19 protein-coding genes are annotated in these 15,519 nt (G+C 64.0%); 13 read left to right on the top strand and 6 right to left on the bottom strand.

The window, feature by feature from the left end; genetic code table 11:
- Positions 1–132 precede the first annotated feature (132 nt).
- The 3 genes from BVH01_RS13625 (at position 133) to BVH01_RS13635 (ending at position 2,529) form a co-directional block, all read left to right on the top strand.
- A complete protein-coding gene (locus BVH01_RS13625; RefSeq protein ID WP_013790323.1) occupies positions 133–561 on the top strand; it encodes a DUF2231 domain-containing protein in 429 nt (142 codons plus the stop codon).
- A complete protein-coding gene (locus BVH01_RS13630; RefSeq protein WP_075930805.1) occupies positions 558–1,850 on the top strand; it encodes a sorbosone dehydrogenase family protein in 1,293 nt (430 codons plus the stop codon). Before BVH01_RS13625 ends, BVH01_RS13630 begins: the two co-directional genes overlap by 4 nt.
- A 196-nt stretch (positions 1,851–2,046) precedes the next feature.
- Positions 2,047–2,529 (top strand): OsmC family protein, encoded by a 483-nt coding sequence (locus tag BVH01_RS13635; protein ID WP_075930806.1) that lies wholly within the window; start codon positions 2,047–2,049, stop codon positions 2,527–2,529.
- Positions 2,530–2,567: 38 nt separating this feature from the next.
- On the opposite strand, the gene BVH01_RS13640 is transcribed toward BVH01_RS13635, so the two are convergent.
- Complete coding sequence (locus tag BVH01_RS13640; protein WP_083659469.1) at positions 2,568–2,807, bottom strand: Atu4866 domain-containing protein; 240 nt, start codon at positions 2,805–2,807, stop codon at positions 2,568–2,570.
- Positions 2,808–2,932: 125 nt separating this feature from the next.
- A complete protein-coding gene (locus BVH01_RS13645) occupies positions 2,933–3,442 on the bottom strand; it encodes a nuclear transport factor 2 family protein (RefSeq protein WP_075930808.1) in 510 nt (169 codons plus the stop codon).
- A 289-nt stretch (positions 3,443–3,731) separates the two neighbouring features.
- Between BVH01_RS13645 and BVH01_RS13650 the strand changes: the two genes are divergently transcribed.
- The 3 genes from BVH01_RS13650 (at position 3,732) to BVH01_RS13660 (ending at position 6,225) form a co-directional block, all read left to right on the top strand.
- Positions 3,732–4,655, top strand: a complete 924-nt coding sequence (locus BVH01_RS13650) for an AraC family transcriptional regulator (protein WP_075930809.1) — start codon at positions 3,732–3,734, stop codon at positions 4,653–4,655.
- Between the two features lie 207 nt (positions 4,656–4,862).
- Entirely contained in the window at positions 4,863–5,867 is a 1,005-nt protein-coding gene (locus tag BVH01_RS13655; protein ID WP_075930810.1) for a TerC family protein, read from the top strand.
- Positions 5,868–5,913: 46 nt separating this feature from the next.
- A complete protein-coding gene (locus BVH01_RS13660; RefSeq protein ID WP_075930811.1) occupies positions 5,914–6,225 on the top strand; it encodes a hypothetical protein in 312 nt (103 codons plus the stop codon).
- Positions 6,226–6,265: 40 nt separating this feature from the next.
- On the opposite strand, the gene BVH01_RS13665 is transcribed toward BVH01_RS13660, so the two are convergent.
- Positions 6,266–6,712 carry a GNAT family N-acetyltransferase gene (locus BVH01_RS13665; protein WP_075930812.1) on the bottom strand — a complete coding sequence of 149 codons (447 nt, stop codon included), beginning with the start codon at positions 6,710–6,712 and terminating at the stop codon, positions 6,266–6,268.
- A gap of 14 nt (positions 6,713–6,726) precedes the next feature.
- Positions 6,727–7,629 (bottom strand): NUDIX domain-containing protein, encoded by a 903-nt coding sequence (locus BVH01_RS13670; protein ID WP_075930813.1) that lies wholly within the window; start codon positions 7,627–7,629, stop codon positions 6,727–6,729.
- A 121-nt stretch (positions 7,630–7,750) separates the two neighbouring features.
- On the opposite strand from BVH01_RS13670, the gene BVH01_RS13675 reads away from it, so the two are divergent.
- The gene (locus BVH01_RS13675) at positions 7,751–8,776 is read left to right on the top strand and encodes a GlxA family transcriptional regulator (protein ID WP_075930814.1); all 1,026 of its coding nucleotides are present in this window, start codon (positions 7,751–7,753) and stop codon (positions 8,774–8,776) included.
- A gap of 25 nt (positions 8,777–8,801) precedes the next feature.
- Here the strand turns inward: BVH01_RS13675 and BVH01_RS13680 are convergent, their stop codons facing one another.
- Positions 8,802–9,716 (bottom strand): LysR family transcriptional regulator, encoded by a 915-nt coding sequence (locus BVH01_RS13680; RefSeq protein ID WP_075930815.1) that lies wholly within the window; start codon positions 9,714–9,716, stop codon positions 8,802–8,804.
- A gap of 92 nt (positions 9,717–9,808) precedes the next feature.
- Here BVH01_RS13680 and BVH01_RS13685 point away from each other — a divergent pair, with 92 nt between their 5' ends.
- The 6 genes from BVH01_RS13685 to aroQ all read left to right on the top strand — a co-directional run bounded on the left by BVH01_RS13685 (position 9,809) and on the right by aroQ (position 14,315).
- On the top strand, positions 9,809–10,759 hold the full coding sequence (locus BVH01_RS13685; protein WP_075930816.1) for a ketopantoate reductase family protein: 951 nt from the start codon (positions 9,809–9,811) through the stop codon (positions 10,757–10,759).
- A complete protein-coding gene (locus BVH01_RS13690) occupies positions 10,756–11,157 on the top strand; it encodes a VOC family protein (RefSeq protein ID WP_075930817.1) in 402 nt (133 codons plus the stop codon). Before BVH01_RS13685 ends, BVH01_RS13690 begins: the two co-directional genes overlap by 4 nt.
- Entirely contained in the window at positions 11,154–11,612 is a 459-nt protein-coding gene (locus tag BVH01_RS13695; protein ID WP_075930818.1) for a MaoC family dehydratase, read from the top strand. The genes BVH01_RS13690 and BVH01_RS13695 overlap by 4 nt, the downstream gene beginning before the upstream one ends.
- The gene (locus BVH01_RS13700) at positions 11,609–12,841 is read left to right on the top strand and encodes a CaiB/BaiF CoA-transferase family protein (RefSeq protein WP_075930819.1); all 1,233 of its coding nucleotides are present in this window, start codon (positions 11,609–11,611) and stop codon (positions 12,839–12,841) included. The genes BVH01_RS13695 and BVH01_RS13700 overlap by 4 nt, the downstream gene beginning before the upstream one ends.
- A complete protein-coding gene (gene aroE / locus BVH01_RS13705) occupies positions 12,838–13,656 on the top strand; it encodes a shikimate dehydrogenase (protein ID WP_075930820.1) in 819 nt (272 codons plus the stop codon). The genes BVH01_RS13700 and aroE overlap by 4 nt, the downstream gene beginning before the upstream one ends.
- A gap of 206 nt (positions 13,657–13,862) precedes the next feature.
- Positions 13,863–14,315, top strand: coding sequence for a type II 3-dehydroquinate dehydratase (gene aroQ / locus BVH01_RS13710; protein ID WP_218189107.1), 453 nt, complete (start codon positions 13,863–13,865; stop codon positions 14,313–14,315).
- Positions 14,316–14,583: 268 nt separating this feature from the next.
- Here aroQ and BVH01_RS13715 read toward each other — a convergent pair whose 3' ends face one another.
- Positions 14,584–15,507, bottom strand: coding sequence for a LysR family transcriptional regulator (locus BVH01_RS13715; protein ID WP_075930822.1), 924 nt, complete (start codon positions 15,505–15,507; stop codon positions 14,584–14,586).
- Between the last annotated feature and the right edge of the window lie 12 nt (positions 15,508–15,519).

A 15,519-nucleotide genomic window follows, 5' to 3' on the forward strand; every position in this document is an offset into this window, starting at 1 on the left:
CGCCCTGAAATGGAGGTGAACTAACGTTCCGGCAGCGCAATCTTCCCCTATGCGCTGTCAGCGCGAGCCAGACGGGCCGGTGCAGGTGCGCCGGCTTCCAGCCCCGGGATCGCTGAACGATAAGGAGCCACCGTGACCGTTACCACCCACCCCGACTACCGCTACAGGCCAGGGCCGCTGCACGCGATGCTGCTGGCCGGCACCGTTCCGCTGTTTCTCGGCGCGCTGCTGAGCGATATCGCCTACTACAACAGCTTCCAGATCCAGTGGGCCAACTTCGCGGCCTGGCTGATCGCCGGCGGCTTGCTGTTCGCCGGCCTGGCGCTGCTGTTCGCCCTGGGCAACCTGATCGGCGCACAGCGCAAGGCCGGTCGCCCGGTGCTGTATTTCCTGCTGCTGCTGGTCACCTGGGTAATCGGGTTGATCAACGCCTTCGAACACGCCAAGGACGCCTGGGCGGTGATGCCTACCGGGCTGGTGCTGTCGGCCGTCGTCGCCGTGCTAGCGGTGATCACCGCCTGGCTGGGCCTGAGCAACCTGCGTTCGGGAGGTGAACGATGAAAACGGCAAGTGCACTGACCACCCTCAGCATGGCGCTGCTGCTCGGCGCCTGCGGCGGCGAAGCGGACACCACCATTGAGCGCGGCCCCAACCCGAAATTGCCCGAGCCACAACGCGGCCTGCTGCCGAGCATGAAGATCGCCGAGCCGGCGGAGTGGGGCGACCGCAAGCCCGACGTGCCGGAAGGCTTCAGCATCACGGCGATCGCCACCGACCTGAAGATCCCGCGCCAGACCCTGGTGTTGCCCAACGGCGACATCCTGGTGGCCGAGGGCCGTGGCGGCAATGCGGCCAAGCTCAAGCCCAAGGACGTGATCGCCAGCTACATCAAGGCCCAGGGCAATACCAAGGTCAAAGGCGGTAACCGCCTGACCCTGCTGCGTGATGCCGACGGTGACGGCACTTACGAAACACAGACGGTATTCGCCGAGAACCTCAATGCGCCCTACGGCCTGGCCTTTCATGAGGGCAACCTGTACGTGGCCAACCAGGATGCCGTGGTGCGCTTCGACTATCAGGACGGTCAGACCCAGGCCAACGCTGCGCCGACCAAGGTCACCGACCTGCCGAAAGAGATCAACCATCACTGGACCAAGGCGATGACCATCAGCCCCGATGGTCGCTATCTGTATGTCGGCATCGGCTCGAACAGCAACATCGGCGAGCGCGGCATGGAAGTCGAGGCCGACCGTGCGCTGGTCTGGCAGATCGATGCCGAAAGCGGCATGCACAAACCCTACGCGACCGGCCTGCGCAACCCGACCGCGCTGACCATCCAGCCGGAAACCGGGCAGTTGTGGGCGGTAGTCAACGAGCGTGACGAGCTGGGTCCGGACCTGGTGCCGGATTACCTGACCTCGGTGCAGGAGGGCAAGTTCTACGGCTGGCCTTACGCCTACTGGGGCCCGAATGCCGACACCCGCGTGCAGCCGCACAAGCCGGAAATGGTCGAAATCACCATCAAGCCGGACTACGCCCTCGGCTCCCACGTAGCGGCGCTGGGCGTCGACTTCTCCATCCCGGAGATGGGCGAGCAGTTCGCCAACGGCGTGTTCGTCGGTGAGCACGGCAGCTGGAACCGCGACAACCCGGTGGGCTACAAGGTGATCTTCGTGCCGTTCGCCGATGGCCGTCCGGCTGGCGAGCCCATCGACTTCGCCACCGGCTTCCGCGGCGAGGATGGCAAGACCCGTGGCCGCCCGGTGGGCGTAACGGTCGACCCGAAAGGCGCGCTGATCATCGCTGACGATCTGTCCAACACCATCTGGCGCGTGACGCGCAATCAGTGAGCCTGATGTCTCGGGGCGGTAAGCCGCCTCGAGATTCACTCAATCACAGCAGACGATCGAGCTGTACCGCGCTGATGCAATGTCGGTGCTAAGTCGTCCTGCCGCGTTCTCCAATCACCTCGAAATCGCCACTGCCAATGCGTTTACGCGCTACGCTCGTCTGCCTGGATCAGTCATCCATTTTCAGGAGCAGCAGATGGCGGACAAACAGCATCACTACGACGTACGCGTGGCCTGGACCGGCAACGAGGGCAGCGGCACTTCCTCCTATCGCGGTTACAGCCGTGCCCACAGCATCGAGGCCGCTGGCAAGCCCACCATCGCCGGCTCGTCCGACCCGAGCTTTCGCGGTGACCCGGCGCGCTGGAACCCCGAGGAGCTGCTGGTCGCGTCGCTTTCCGCCTGCCACAAGCTCTGGTATCTGGGCCTGTGCGCCGGTGCCGGCATCGTTGTGATCGCCTACGAGGACAACGCCCAGGGCGCCATGCTCGAACAGGCCGACGGTGCCGGGCAGTTCACCTCAGTGGTGCTGCGGCCGAAAGTGACGCTGGCCGCCGGCAGCGATCTGGAAAAGGCTCGTGCACTGCATCATCAGGCCCATGAAATGTGCTTTATCGCCCGCTCGATGAATTTCCCGGTCAGCCACGAGCCCGAGCTGCTAATCGAGACTCCGGCCTGAAAAAAGGCCGCCCCGATACAGAGGCGGCCCACGTCCCGCTAGCGGCGGCGAAAGATCATCCCGCCGTGGTGCAGCGTGTTGCGGTCGACGAACTCGCCATCGGCGGTGAAGCCGGTGTCGTCCCAGTAGTCGATATGGGTGCCGGTGATTTCATAACGACCTTGATAGGCACTTTCCCGGCTGCCGCGTGCTTCGTCGTAGCGCCCGTTGGGCAGCAGTTCGTGGCGGATCTGACCGTCGTCGGTGACCCACATGCCGACGTAGGGATGGTTGGCCATGGCGTTCTCCTGGTTGGGCGACGTTGTCGCCGTGGTGGATGAGGTAGCAAGCACCGCAGCGGGTGCCGCCAGAAGCGCGCCCATGAGCAGGGCGCGCAGGCAGGTAGCTCGGCAATTCATGGCCGTCACGCCGGATCTGGGATGCGCTGCAGCACATCGTCGTAGGCCGGCAGGTCGAGGTACGCCGATACCTCGTAGGCCTTGCCGTCGCGCATGCGAAAGATCCACGCGTAGCTGTTGCGATAGGGCTGGCCATCGCGGGCCACGCCGGTGCCGTCCCACTGGATGATCACGTGGTCGCCATCGGCCCACACCTGCTTGCTCACCGGCCGCACCGGCTCGGACAGGCGCGCCACGAAAGGCTGTACCGCCTCGGCCACGAAGGCGTCCACGCCGCGATAGACGCCGGCGCTGGGGCCCGAACCCCTGATGGTCCACACCACGTCGGGCGTCAGGATGTCGCGAAAGAAGGTGTTGCCGCCGGCTGCCCAGCGATCGAACGCTTCGCTGACGGCCTGTTTGTTGCGGGCCTCCAGATCGGCGTTGGCGTGGGCCATGCCTGGCGACAGGGCGCCGAGCAGCAGAGCACCATACAGGGCCGCGGCACGGACATTACGCAGAGATTCGATACGCATGGTTGGACTCCTCGTTTCTATTTGATCTGCCTGATCGACGCGCCTGGCCTATGCTGGCGAGGGCCATCGATTTCGTGGAACCTGCAGACGGGTTCGCCTGCCTGATCGTCTGAGCTCGGAAAGCTGCGCGGCGCAGGTAGAAGCGAGCGCCGCAGTGGCCCGAGTGCCGATCTGTCCTGACCGAGTCTGCCGCTGCGCCGGGCCGAACTCGTAGCTGGATCGTCCCGGATACTTACCTGATCATCCGCTTGAAAAACCTTGTAATACCCTGGTTATCAAAGGAGCTGCCATGGATTCGCTGCACAAGCTGGTAGAGATCATCGGTCGCCATACGCCGGGTGACGGCATTCGTTCGACGGCGATTCCCCGCGTCAGCCTGGTGCGCTCCTGCACGCCGACCGTGCCGATGCCGGTGGTCTACGAACCGACCCTTTGCCTGATCGTACAGGGGCGCAAGCGAGTGACGGCCGGCGCCACGACCTATGTCTACGATGCGGCCAATTACCTGATCGCCTCCGTGGACGTGCCGGTGATGGGCTCGGTGATCGAAGCGAGTGAGCAGGAGCCCTATCTGTGTCTGGTGGTCGACCTGGACATGACGGTGCTGAGCGACCTGGTGCTGCGCTATCCGGCGGACGACAAGGACGGTGCACCTGCTGCCGGCATCCAGCTCGGCGAAACCACGCCGGAACTGCTCGACGCCGCCGCCCGACTTGCCGGCCTGCTCGATGCGCCCGGCGACATCGCCGAGCTGGCACCGCTGACCGTGCGCGAGATCCTCTACCGCCTGCTGATCGGCAGGGGCGGCGCCATGGTGCGGCAGATGGTCAAGGCCGACAGCCGCCTGAATCAGATCGCCAAGGCCATCGTCTGGCTGCGCAATCATTACGCCGAGGCCTGCCGGATCGACGACATGGCCGATATCGCCGGCATGAGCCGCTCGACCTTCCATGCCCACTTCAAAGCCGTCACGGCGATGAGCCCGCTGGAATTTCGCACCCACTTGCGCCTCCAGGAAGCGCGCCGCCTGATGGTCGCCGAAGCGCTCGATGCGGCAGGCGCTGGTTACCGTGTCGGTTACGAAAGTCCCTCGCAGTTCAGCCGCGATTACGTGCGCCTGTTCGGCCTGCCACCGGCCAGGGATGCCAGCCGGTTGCGTGGCAGCGCCTGGGTACCGGTTCGAGAGTCGGGCGCTCTTGCAGCCCAGGCCTGATGCGAATTTCAAAGCGCATTACGGGAACTTTTTCATGAATTTCAAAGTGATTCGCCGATTTTTGGCTCGTTATAATTTGCAACGAGTCGGCTCTTGAGAAGCGCGCAGCGCCTGCTAGATTGGCGCTGCGACGCCGGGCCCCTCTGACAGCTGACCAGCTGCCATGTCGGAGTTGCAGTTTGTACAACTCTGACTTAGGAGGGGCTCATGAGCACCCTAGTACCGTTCCTCACCGCCGACTTCCTCGGCACGCCAGCCTGGTTTTGGCTGATCTTCATCACCATCGTTGTCAGTCTGCTGGTCTTCGACCTCGGGGTGCTTCACCGCGAGCATCGCGAAATCGGCGTCAAGGAAAGCCTGCTGCTGTCCGGCGGCTACATCACTGCAGGCCTGCTGTTCGGCCTGTGGGTCTGGCACATGAAAGGCGCCGCCTCCGGTATGGATTTCTATACCGGGTTTCTGATCGAGAAGTCGCTGTCCATGGACAACGTGTTCCTGATGGCGATGATCTTCAGCTTCCTGGCCATCCCGCGTAAGTACCAGCACGAGGTGCTGTTCTGGGGCATCCTCGGCGTCATCGTGCTGCGTGCCCTGATGATCGGCCTGGGTGCTGCCCTGATCGCGCAGTTCAGCTGGATCCTCTACGTGTTTGGCGCCTTCCTGCTGCTGACCGGCGTGAAGATGCTGTTCAGCAAGGTCGACGACCACCCGGACCTGTCCGAAAACAAGCTGATCAAGTTCGTCCGTCGACACATGCGGGTTACCGACCGCCTGCACGAAGGTCGCTTCTTCGTTCGTCAGCCAGATGAAAAAGGCAACGTGGTGCGCTGGGCCACGCCGCTGTTCCTGGCGCTGGTGCTGATCGAGTGTGCCGACCTGGTGTTCGCCATCGACAGTGTGCCGGCGATCTTCGCCATCACCCAGGACCCGTTCATCGTCTACACCTCGAACATCTTCGCGATCCTCGGCCTGCGCGCCCTGTACTTCGCTCTGGCCGCGATGATCCATCGCTTCGCCTACCTCAAGTACGCCTTGGCCCTGGTGCTGGTGTTCATCGGCGGCAAGATCTTCCTGGTCGGCATCATCGGCAAGACCCCGCCGGTGATTTCCCTGAGTGTGACCCTGGGCCTGCTGATCGGTGGCGTGCTGCTGTCGATGTGGAAAACCCGCAACGACCCGCCGGCCGTCGACGCCGAAAAGACCCCGCACTGACGTCAGACGCCCCGGCGACGCCGGGGCTTTTCACTGGAGATACATCATGAACCCATCACCGCTTTGCGCACTGGTGTTGACCGCCTTGATCGGCCTGACCCTGGCCGGTTGCGACATGGCCGAGGAATCGGCGCAGAAATTCACCGAAAAGGCCGAGCAGGCCGTGCAGGAAATTGCCCGCGAAGCGGTCAGCGATACGATCAATGCCTTGAACGAACAGATCGACGAGGTGCAGAAATCCACCAACGAAATGCTCGGCAAACCAGAGAAGGAAGGCACCGAGGAAAAGCCGCAGCAGCAGGAACAGCCTGAGCAGGAAAAGCCACGCACCTTCCCCAACGAAAGTGTAGAGACCTGATCGGCGCTTTGTTCAACGGGGAAGGGAGGCCCCACGGCCCTTATCGATCACGGCGCTTTTCATAGCGCACATCCCGCTCGTCCACCTCACCAACCTGCAACCAACCCTGGCGACTGTAAAAGCCGTTGGCGCGAATCGCCTCGTCACCGTCCGTCACCAGGTGAATCAGCGAATGCCGGGCGAACAACGCCTGTTCGGCGGCCTCCAGCAACCGCGTGCCGAGCCCCTTGCCCTCATGCTGCGGGCGCACGAACAGCGCGAACAGCTCACCACCGTCCATATCGACCATGGCGAAGCCCGCCGGTACACCGTCCAGCTCCGCCACCCACGCGCACGGCGATTCTTCTATCGCCTGGCGCAACGCGTCTGCCGTGACACCCAGCTCGTCGAGCTGCTGGCGCGAGAGGTGGTTGTCGGTGACGCTGGTACGGATATCGAACAGGGTGTCGATGTCGGCCACGGTGGCCTGTCGAATGGTCGTTGCCATGGTAGAAATCCTTTCTAGATGATCGATGCGCTGGGGCGGGCATCGGGGTGGTGCGTCACTGTCGCCGGAATCTCGCTCACGTCGCGGTACACGGCCACGTCGTATTGCTGCGCCAGTTCGACGAGCCGGCTCGTGTGCGGCGAAGTGGCGCCTGTGCACAGTACCGCGTCGCAGCGTTTCACGAGCAGCCGGGTATATTCATCGGCATCGTGCGCAGCGGCTGCCTGTGACATCTGACCGGGCCATATGGCGGGAACCGGTATATGGCCCGCCAGCAACAGACTCGCTGCGCAGGCCCGTGCTTGCTCATCGGCGCCGGTCAGCAGAATCATCAACGGCGAAACGGGTATCAGCTTCTTCAGGTACTGCAGCAGAATGATGGTCTTGCCGTCCATGATGCGGCCGTCGTCGACCATCGCCAGGGCCTCGGCGAAGGGCAGCTCCAGCACCTCGATATCCTCGCCTTCCTCTGCCAGGCCGCCGCCATCATTGATGCGGTCCTCGGGTTGATACTCGCCGACGAAGAAGTGCACCCGCTCGGTCACCGAGCCTGGGCTCATGAACGCGTCGAAGATCTTGCGCACCGACCTGACCCGGTAGCCGGTTTCTTCCTCGGCCTCCAGGCGAATGCGCTCTTCCGGGCTGGCGTTGTCCAGCAGCCCGGCGGCCGCTTCGATCAGGTAGCCGTGGTGCTCGTTGACGAACGCCGGGATACGAAATTGGCGGGTCAGGATCACGGTGCGCCGGGCCCGGTTGTACAGGCCGATGGTGGCACCATTGCCGCGGTCGTACACCTCGCGGGTTTGCGGCTGCCAGCTGCCGTCGCGGCGCTGCAGCTCGAAGTCGATCTTCTTCAGTACGTACCAATTGTCCGAAAGCAGGTGCTGCTTGAGGATGCGAACGTTGGGGCTGCTCACCGGCAGTGTCCTCGCGGGCCATCAGAGCGCTGCAGTGTTTCACAATCAAATGACCACCCCAAGTGCCGCGCCAGCTGCCACAATCGGCTGCACGTGATCGAGCTTGCAGGCAGGGCGCACAATGGCGGACAGACGCAGTTTCAGCGAGACGCTGCAGGGGCAGAACCTGCGCTTCGTGGCGGCGAAGAAAGATGCCTCCCGGCAGACCCGCGTGGGCTTTCTTCTGCAGGAGCACTTCTCCCTGCCGGCCTTCACCCAGGCGCTGGACGTGCTGGTCACCGCCAACCTGATCGACCGAGGGTTGTTCGCTACGCGCACCTTCAGCCTCGACGGCCAGGCGGTGACCAGTGACCTGGGCATCGTCATCTGCCCGGACGCCGAGCTGAACGGCCAGGAACTCGCCGAGCTGGATCTGCTGGTGATCTGCGCCGGCCTGCGCACGCCGCTGCGGCCCATTCCCTCTCTCAGGCAACTGCTACGGACGGCTGCCGACAAGCAGGTGGCGCTGGCCGGTTTGTGGAGCGGCGCCTGGTTCATTGGCCAGGCCGGATTGCTCGATGGCTACCGCTGCGCGATCCACCCCGAGCACCGCGCGGCACTGGCGGAGATCGCCCGGCACAGCCAGGTGACCGCGGAGAGTTTCGTGGTCGACCGTGACCGGCTGACCGCGGCCAGCCCGACCGGGGCGTTCCACATGATTCTGGAGTGGATAGGCGCGTTGCATGGCAACGATCTGGTCGAGGGCATCGTCGGCATCCTGGCGTTCGAGGAGTCGCGTTACAAACGGGTCAAACCGACCCTGCACGCGAAGATGAGCGAGCCGCTGCGTACGGTGATCAACCTGATGAGCGCCAATATCGAAGAGCCCCTGAGCACCGATCAGCTAGCTACTTATTCGGGACGCTCGCGGCGGCAGATCGAACGGCTTTTTCAGCAGCAGCTCGGCACCACGCCGGCGCGCTATTACCTGGAGCTGCGCATCACCGAAGGGCGCCGCCTGCTGCAGCACTCGGACCTGCCGGTGCTGGACGTCAGCGTGGCATGCGGCTTCGTCTCGCCGAGCCATTTCAGCAAGTGCTACACGGCCTATTTCGGCAACTCACCATCCAGGGAAATCCGCCATGGCAACGTGAAGTCGACGCGTTAGGGCGTGTCGACGGCGTTTGCGGGAATCACCTGGGCTCGGTTCCCTGAAACAACATCGAGATGGTCGTGCGCAGCCAGCGGCTGCCGGGGTCGTGGTGGTAACGGGCGTGCCAGTGTTGCTTGACCAGAAAGGTGTCGATGGGCAACGGGCAGGCGTGAACTTTCAGGCCATGGGCGGCGGCGAGCGTTTCGCCGATATGGCGCGGCAGCGTGGCGATCAGGTCGGTGCTGCCGATTACGGCGCCCAACCCGAGGAACCCCGGTAGCTCCAGCACGATCTGCCGCTCGATGGCGTTACGTGCCAGGGCGGCCTCCAGCAGCTTCTGGCCGGTGCCGGCGCTGACGAACACATGGCCCTCGGCCACGTATTTCTTGATGCTCAGTGCTGACTTGAGGCGCGGATGGGCCGGGCTGGCCAGGCAGATCCAGTCCTGCGAAAACAGCACCTGCTGATAGATACCGCCGCCCAGCCAGGGTACGAAGCCGACTGCCAGGTCGGCCTCGCCGGTTTCCAGGGCGCGTTCGGTATTGCCGTCGATACGCGCCACCTCCAGGCGGATGCCGGGCGCCTCCCTGCGCAGGTGTTCGAGAATCTTCGGCAGCAGGGTGATATGGCTGGCGTCGCTCAGGCACAGGCGAAAGCGCCGTTGGGCGCTGGCCGGATCGAAGCCGATCTCCCAGGCGGCCAGCCGGCGCAGTGATTCGAGCACTTCGCGGCACGGCGTGATCAGCGCATCGGCCTGGGGCGTGGGCGCCATGCCGGTGGGCGTGCGCACGAACAGCGGATCGCCCAGCTGCTCGCGCAGTTTGCCCAACCACAGGCTGATGGTCGGCTGGCTCTGGCCCAGCTGTTCGGCGGTACGGGTCACGCTGCGGGTGTCGTACAGCACGTCGAACAGGTGCAGCAGTTTGGGTTCGGGCAGGGCGTCGATGGCGGTCATTATTTATTTTTCTGATAGCGCTATTGATTCCATTGTATAGCTCAACAATGGGGGCGTGGTTAAGGTGAGGAAAAAAGCAGGAGCGCCTCACCTTGAAAATCTGCATCCTCGGATCCGGTGCGCTGGGCAGCACCTTTGGCGCCGCGCTTAGCGAGGCGGGCCATGAAACCTGGCTGCTCAACCGCGCCGGCGCGCACATCGATGCCATCAGGCACAGCGGCCTGACGGTGATCGAAGACGACATCGAGCGCAGCGTGCGCATCAATGCCACCTCGCGTGCCAGAGAGATCGGCCCTGTCGATTTGCTGATCGTGCTGGTCAAGTCGTTCGCCACCGCCCGCGCTATCGCTGACGCCACCGCGCTGATCGGGCCGCAGACCGTGGTGATGTCGCTGCAAAATGGTCTGGGCCACGAAGACCTGCTCGCCGAAGCGGTCGGCCGTGACAAGGTGATCGCCGGCAAGACCTACGTGGGCGGCGTGCTGCTGGCGCCGGGCCGTATCCGCTGTGGCGTGGCGGGCAAGCAGACGTTCATCGGTGAACTCGATGGCCAAGTCAGCGCGCGGGTCAGCCATATTGCCGAGGTGTTCCGCGGTGCCGGCCTGGATACCACGGTCAGCGAAAACATTCTCGGCACCATGTGGGACAAGCTCTTGGTCAACGTCTCCACTGGTGCGCTGACGGGCATCACCATGCTCACTTACGGCCAGCTCTACAGCGAGCCGCTGCTGCGCGAAACCGCCCTGGCCGCGGTGGCCGAAGCCATCGCCGTGGCACGGGCGGCGGGCGTCACCCTCAGCCTCACCGAGCCGGAGCAGGCCTGGGACCTGGCCAGCGCCGGGCTGCCGGCCTCGTTCAAGACGTCCATGCTGCAGAGCCTGGAGAAGGGCTCGATCACCGAAATCGATTTCATCAACGGCGCCGTGGTGCGGCTCGGCCAGCGCTACGGCATCGCCACGCCCGTCAACGCCACGCTGGTGGCGTGCGTGAAGGGCATCGAGCGGGCCATGGCCGACCAACAAAAAGAGGAAACCAAGCGATGAGTATTCCCAAAGCCTATCTGGAGCACGTGGCCTTCTGGGTCAGTGATATCCATTGGTACATCGAGTTTTTCCACGACGTGTTCGGCATGACCATGCGCGAAGTGCACGGCACTCTCGAAGAGCCAACCCAATACTGGACCCTCGGCGGCATGCAGTTCATCAGCCAGCCCGGCTTCGCCGGTCCGGAAGGACGCATGGGCCACCTGGGCATGATGTGCGCAGACATGGAAGCGGCGCTGGCCGCTGCCCGGCGTTTCGAGGGTGTGACCGAGATGCCCCAGGGCCGCAACTGGCTGCGCCTGCCCGATGGCCTGGCGGTGGAGTTCATCCAGGCCTCGCCGGCCAGTGCGGTGGCCGAAGCCCTGGCGGTGAATGCGCGTGTGGAGGTGTCGGCATGAGCGTCGTCGAAAAATACTGGGACGATGCCCAAGAGGGCGACGAAGCCATCACTCCCAGCTACACGGTGACCAAGGAACGCATCCTGGCTTACGCCGACCTGACCGGCGACCACACACCGGTGCACGTTGATGAGGAATACGCCAAGGCCAGCCATTTCGGTGGCCTGGTCGCTCACGGCCTGATGGGCCTCTCCATCGCCGATGGCCTGAAGACCCAGTGCGATTACCGCTTCCTGCCCGGCATGTCGCTGGGCTGGACCTGGGATTTCCTGCTGCCTATCCGCGTCGGCGACGTGCTGCACGTGAAGATGCGCGTCGGCTCCATGCGTGCCAGCGAGAGCAAGCCGGGCTGGGGCATCGTGGTGCTGCCGTCGGAATTGATCAACCAGAAAGGCGAGGTGGTGCAGCGCGGTGAACACCGCCTGATGGTGCCGCGCCGGGAGGCCAGCGTATGAGTCAGCCACTACCGCTCAAAGGCATCCGCGTCATCGATTACAGCCATTTTCTCGCCGGCCCCTATGTCGGGCGTTGCCTGGCGGCACTGGGCGCCGAGGTGATCAAGGTCGAGCGGCCTGGCAGCGGCGACGCTGGCCGGCAACACGCCTTCATCCTCGACGACCAGCAGAGCGGCTACTTCCTGCAGCTCAACATGGGCAAGCAGGGCGTCAGCGTGAACATGAAGGACCCGCGTGGCAAAGCCTTCATGCACAAGCTCTGCGACAGCGCCGACGTGTTCATCGAGAATTACCGTCCCGGCGCGCTGGACAAACTCGGCCTGGGTTACAAGGAGCTCTCCGAGCGTAACCCGAAGCTGGTGTATTGCTCGATTTCCGCCTACGGCCACACCGGCCCGGATGCCCACCGCGCCGGCTTCGGGCTGATCGCCGAGGCCAAGAGCGGCATCATGCAGATGGTCGGCACGCCGGGTGAAGCGCCGCCGCTGCTGCGTATTTCCCTGGGCGACATGTACACCGGCATCCACGCCGTGGCGGCCATCAACGCCGCCCTGCTGGGGCGTGTGAACAGCGGCAAGGGCCAGCACATCGACATGGCGCTGTACGACACCCTGGTGTCGATGCACGAGTATGCAGTGCAGTGCTACACCCTGTCAGGCGGTGAAATCCTGCCGCAGCAAACCGGCCATGACATGCCGACCTCGACGCTCTACGGGGTATTCCGCGCCGCCGATGGCGATCTGGTGATCGCCGCCCAGGTCGACGATTCGTGGAAGCGTTTCGCCGCCTTGGTCGAGACCGACGCTGGCGTTGCCGGGTTCAGCGGCGACACGCGCTTCCACACGCTCAATGGGCGCAACGAGCACCGAGAGGAAATCCTCGCCGTCGTGCGTCGCTGGGTGGGCGCCAATCCGGTGGCCCGTCTGCTGTCGCTGCTCGACGAGGTGGACGTGCCGAGCGCCAAGGTGCAGCGCATCGACGAAGTGGTCAACGACCCGCAGATCCAGGCCCGCGGCATGCTCATCGAGCAGCAGCATCCACGCTACGGCACCCTGAAGTTGCCGAACCTGCCGTTCCGTTTTTCCGACTGCGACACCACGGTCACCCGCGTCGCGCCGGACCTGGGCGAGCACAACGCCGAGGTCGCCGCGCAACTGGGCTTCAGCCTCGATGAAATCGCCCAGCTACAGGCAGAAGGCGTGCTGTACAGCCATGGAGCAAAAGCATGACAGACCAATACGCCGTGATCGGTAACCCCATCGGTCACACCAAGTCCCCACTGATTCACGGGCTGTTCGCGGAGAGTTGCGGGCAGCGGATCGAGTACACCGCCATCGAAGGTTCGACCACCGACTTCGCCGCTGACGTGGCGCGTTTTCAGGCCCGGGGCGGGCGCGGCATGAACATCACTGCGCCGTTCAAGCTACAGGCCTTCGAACTGGCCACCCAGCCCAGCGAGCGAGCGCGTCTGGCGCGGGCCGCCAACGCCTTCAAGTTCGAGGGCGATGCGCTGCTGGCCGAGAACTTCGATGGTGTCGGCCTGTTGCGCGATATCGAGCATAACCTCGGCCAGCCGCTGGCCGGGCGCCGGGTGCTGCTGCTCGGTGCTGGTGGGGCAGTGCGCGGCGCCTTGCTGCCGTTCCTGGCGGCCGGTCCTTCGCGCCTGGTGCTGGCCAACCGTGACATGGCCAAGGCACGGGTGCTGGAGAGCGAAGTCAGTGACCCGCGCCTACAGCTGAGCACCTACGACGAGCTGGCCGAGGAGTCGTTCGACCTGGTCATCAACGCCACTTCGGCCAGCCTCACCGGCGAGCTGCCGCCCGTGCCGGAATCGGTGTTCGCCAACGCGGCACTGGCCTATGAGCTGGCCTACGGCAAGGGGCTGACGCCGTTTCTGCAGGTGGCCAAAAAGGCCGGCGTAAGCACCCTGGCGGACGGCGTCGGCATGCTCGTCGAGCAGGCGGCCGAAGCCTTCGAGTGGTGGCGCGGCGTGCGCCCTGAAACCGGGCCGGTAATCCAACGACTCACCGTGCCACTGGTATAGAAACCTGTTCGAAGTCTGCTGCGCGTCGGCAGTGCGGCGTTAAAAACAGGCTGGATTGCCAGCCCAAACTAGGCGTTCCCGCCAGACTGCTCATTTACAGCTCGTAAAGTCGGGCGCGACTGCGACCGGTCCTCGCCTGTTTTTGCGGGGCCGCCTAGGCCTTGCATTGCTCTAGCTCGCGATACTTTGAACAGGCTCTAAAGGAACTGACGATGAACGTACTCATGCTGCATGGCATCAACCACAACATGTTCGGCAAGCGCGATCCGCTGCAGTACGGCACCATCACCCTGGCCGAAATCGATGCACGCCTGGGCGAGCTGGCCGCAACCCTCGGTGTGCAAATCGAGAGCTTCCAGAGCAACTACGAAGGCGCCATGTGCGAGCGTATCCACCAGGCCTTCCTGGAGGGCACGGACGCCGTGCTGATCAACGCCGGCGCCTGGACCCACTACAGCTATGGCATCCGCGACGCGTTGGCGATCCTCACCGTGCCGGTGGTTGAAATCCACATGTCCAACATCCATGCCCGTGAGGCCTTCCGCCACCACTCGGTGTTCGCCGAAGTGGTGCGCGGGCAGATCAGCGGCTTTGGCGTGGACAGCTACCTGCTGGGCTTACGCACCGCGGTGACGGCAGCACGCGGCGAACAGGCTTGAGCGAACTGGCCGCTCAGAACCTGTTCACGATCTTTTTAGGCGACATTAAAGAGGCTGCTACAAGGCAGAAGCGGCCACTCCAACCAACCTGTGGGAGCCCCGACCTCGGGGCGAAACGATTGCAGCCTGACTGCCTATCGGCGGTGCCTGACTCATTCGCCGCGAGGTCGCGGCTCCCACAATGGATCGGATAACGGCCGCTCCCGCCACTTAGCTGCCAAAATCGTGAACGATTATGAACAGGTTCTCAGGGACGAGCGGCGATGCTTCATTGCGTCGACGGTATCTGCTGGCCCCAGCGCGCCAGCGCAAAATCGACGAAGCTGCGCAACTTGGGCAGCTGATAGCGATCAGGCGAGTAGATCAGGTGCATCGGTCTGCTAGGCAATTGGTGGTCGGGTAGCAGCGCTACCAGCCGGCCTTCACGCAGATCCTGTTCGGCATAGGCATCGGGCAGCATGACGATGCCGCCGCCTACCGTGGCGCTTCTGTACAGCGCTGCCGAGCTGTTCATCACCATGGTGCCGCTTATCTCCACGGTGGTTTCACCGTCCGGCCCCATCAGCCGCCAGTGTTTGTCCACGCCACTCCAGTCGTCGCCGGCGGGGTAGGCGAAGGTCAGGCAATTGTGCGCTTGCAGGTCTTGCGGCCTCAGGGGTACGCCACGGCGCTTCAGGTACTCCGGCGAGGCGCAGAGGGTCATGGTGTAGTCCTGCAGGGGGCGTGCGATCAGGCGGGCGTTGTCCTGCATGTTGCCCATGCGGATAGCGGCGTCGAAGCCGCTGTCGAGCAGGTCCACCCGCAGGTTGCTGAGCACCAGGTCCAGCTTGATCTTGGGAAACTGCTGCGAGAATTCGCACAGCGCGGGGGCCAGCACTTCCGAGCCGAAAGTCAGCGGCGCAGTGATGCGCAAGGTGCCTGCGGGCTCGTCCTGGGCCTGTTCGGCCAGGCGTTCGGAGGCGGCCACCAGCCCCAGCACTTCCAGGCAGCGCTCGTAATAGGCCGTACCGAACTCCGTCAGGCGCTGACGGCGGGTGGTGCGCTTGAGCAGGCTCATGCCCAGACGCTGCTCCAGAGCCCGCAGGTGGTTGCCGACCATGGTGGTGGAGATCGAGCATGCCTGAGCAGCGGCGGTCATGCTGCCGGTTTCCACGACCTTCACGTACACCGACATTGCCTGGAACAAGTCCATTATCAAGCCCTG

The sequence above is a fragment of the Pseudomonas sp. PA1(2017) genome (assembly GCF_001945375.1).
Lineage (GTDB): Bacteria > Pseudomonadota > Gammaproteobacteria > Pseudomonadales > Pseudomonadaceae > Aquipseudomonas.

Bases quoted from the DNA above. Each gene is read 5' to 3' on its own strand.
- BVH01_RS13630 (WP_075930805.1), top strand. From the start codon at position 558: ATGAAAACGGCAAGTGCACTGACCACCCTCAGCATGGCGCTGCTGCTC.
- BVH01_RS13635 (WP_075930806.1), top strand. From the start codon at position 2,047: ATGGCGGACAAACAGCATCACTACGACGTACGCGTGGCCTGGACCGGC.
- BVH01_RS13640 (WP_083659469.1), bottom strand. From the start codon at position 2,807: ATGGCCAACCATCCCTACGTCGGCATGTGGGTCACCGACGACGGTCAG.
- BVH01_RS13645 (WP_075930808.1), bottom strand. From the start codon at position 3,442: ATGCGTATCGAATCTCTGCGTAATGTCCGTGCCGCGGCCCTGTATGGT.
- BVH01_RS13650 (WP_075930809.1), top strand. From the start codon at position 3,732: ATGGATTCGCTGCACAAGCTGGTAGAGATCATCGGTCGCCATACGCCG.
- BVH01_RS13655 (WP_075930810.1), top strand. From the start codon at position 4,863: ATGAGCACCCTAGTACCGTTCCTCACCGCCGACTTCCTCGGCACGCCA.
- BVH01_RS13660 (WP_075930811.1), top strand. From the start codon at position 5,914: ATGAACCCATCACCGCTTTGCGCACTGGTGTTGACCGCCTTGATCGGC.
- BVH01_RS13665 (WP_075930812.1), bottom strand. From the start codon at position 6,712: ATGGCAACGACCATTCGACAGGCCACCGTGGCCGACATCGACACCCTG.
- BVH01_RS13675 (WP_075930814.1), top strand. From the start codon at position 7,751: ATGGCGGACAGACGCAGTTTCAGCGAGACGCTGCAGGGGCAGAACCTG.
- BVH01_RS13680 (WP_075930815.1), bottom strand. From the start codon at position 9,716: ATGACCGCCATCGACGCCCTGCCCGAACCCAAACTGCTGCACCTGTTC.
- BVH01_RS13690 (WP_075930817.1), top strand. From the start codon at position 10,756: ATGAGTATTCCCAAAGCCTATCTGGAGCACGTGGCCTTCTGGGTCAGT.
- BVH01_RS13695 (WP_075930818.1), top strand. From the start codon at position 11,154: ATGAGCGTCGTCGAAAAATACTGGGACGATGCCCAAGAGGGCGACGAA.
- BVH01_RS13700 (WP_075930819.1), top strand. From the start codon at position 11,609: ATGAGTCAGCCACTACCGCTCAAAGGCATCCGCGTCATCGATTACAGC.
- aroE (WP_075930820.1), top strand. From the start codon at position 12,838: ATGACAGACCAATACGCCGTGATCGGTAACCCCATCGGTCACACCAAG.
- BVH01_RS13715 (WP_075930822.1), bottom strand. From the start codon at position 15,507: ATGGACTTGTTCCAGGCAATGTCGGTGTACGTGAAGGTCGTGGAAACC.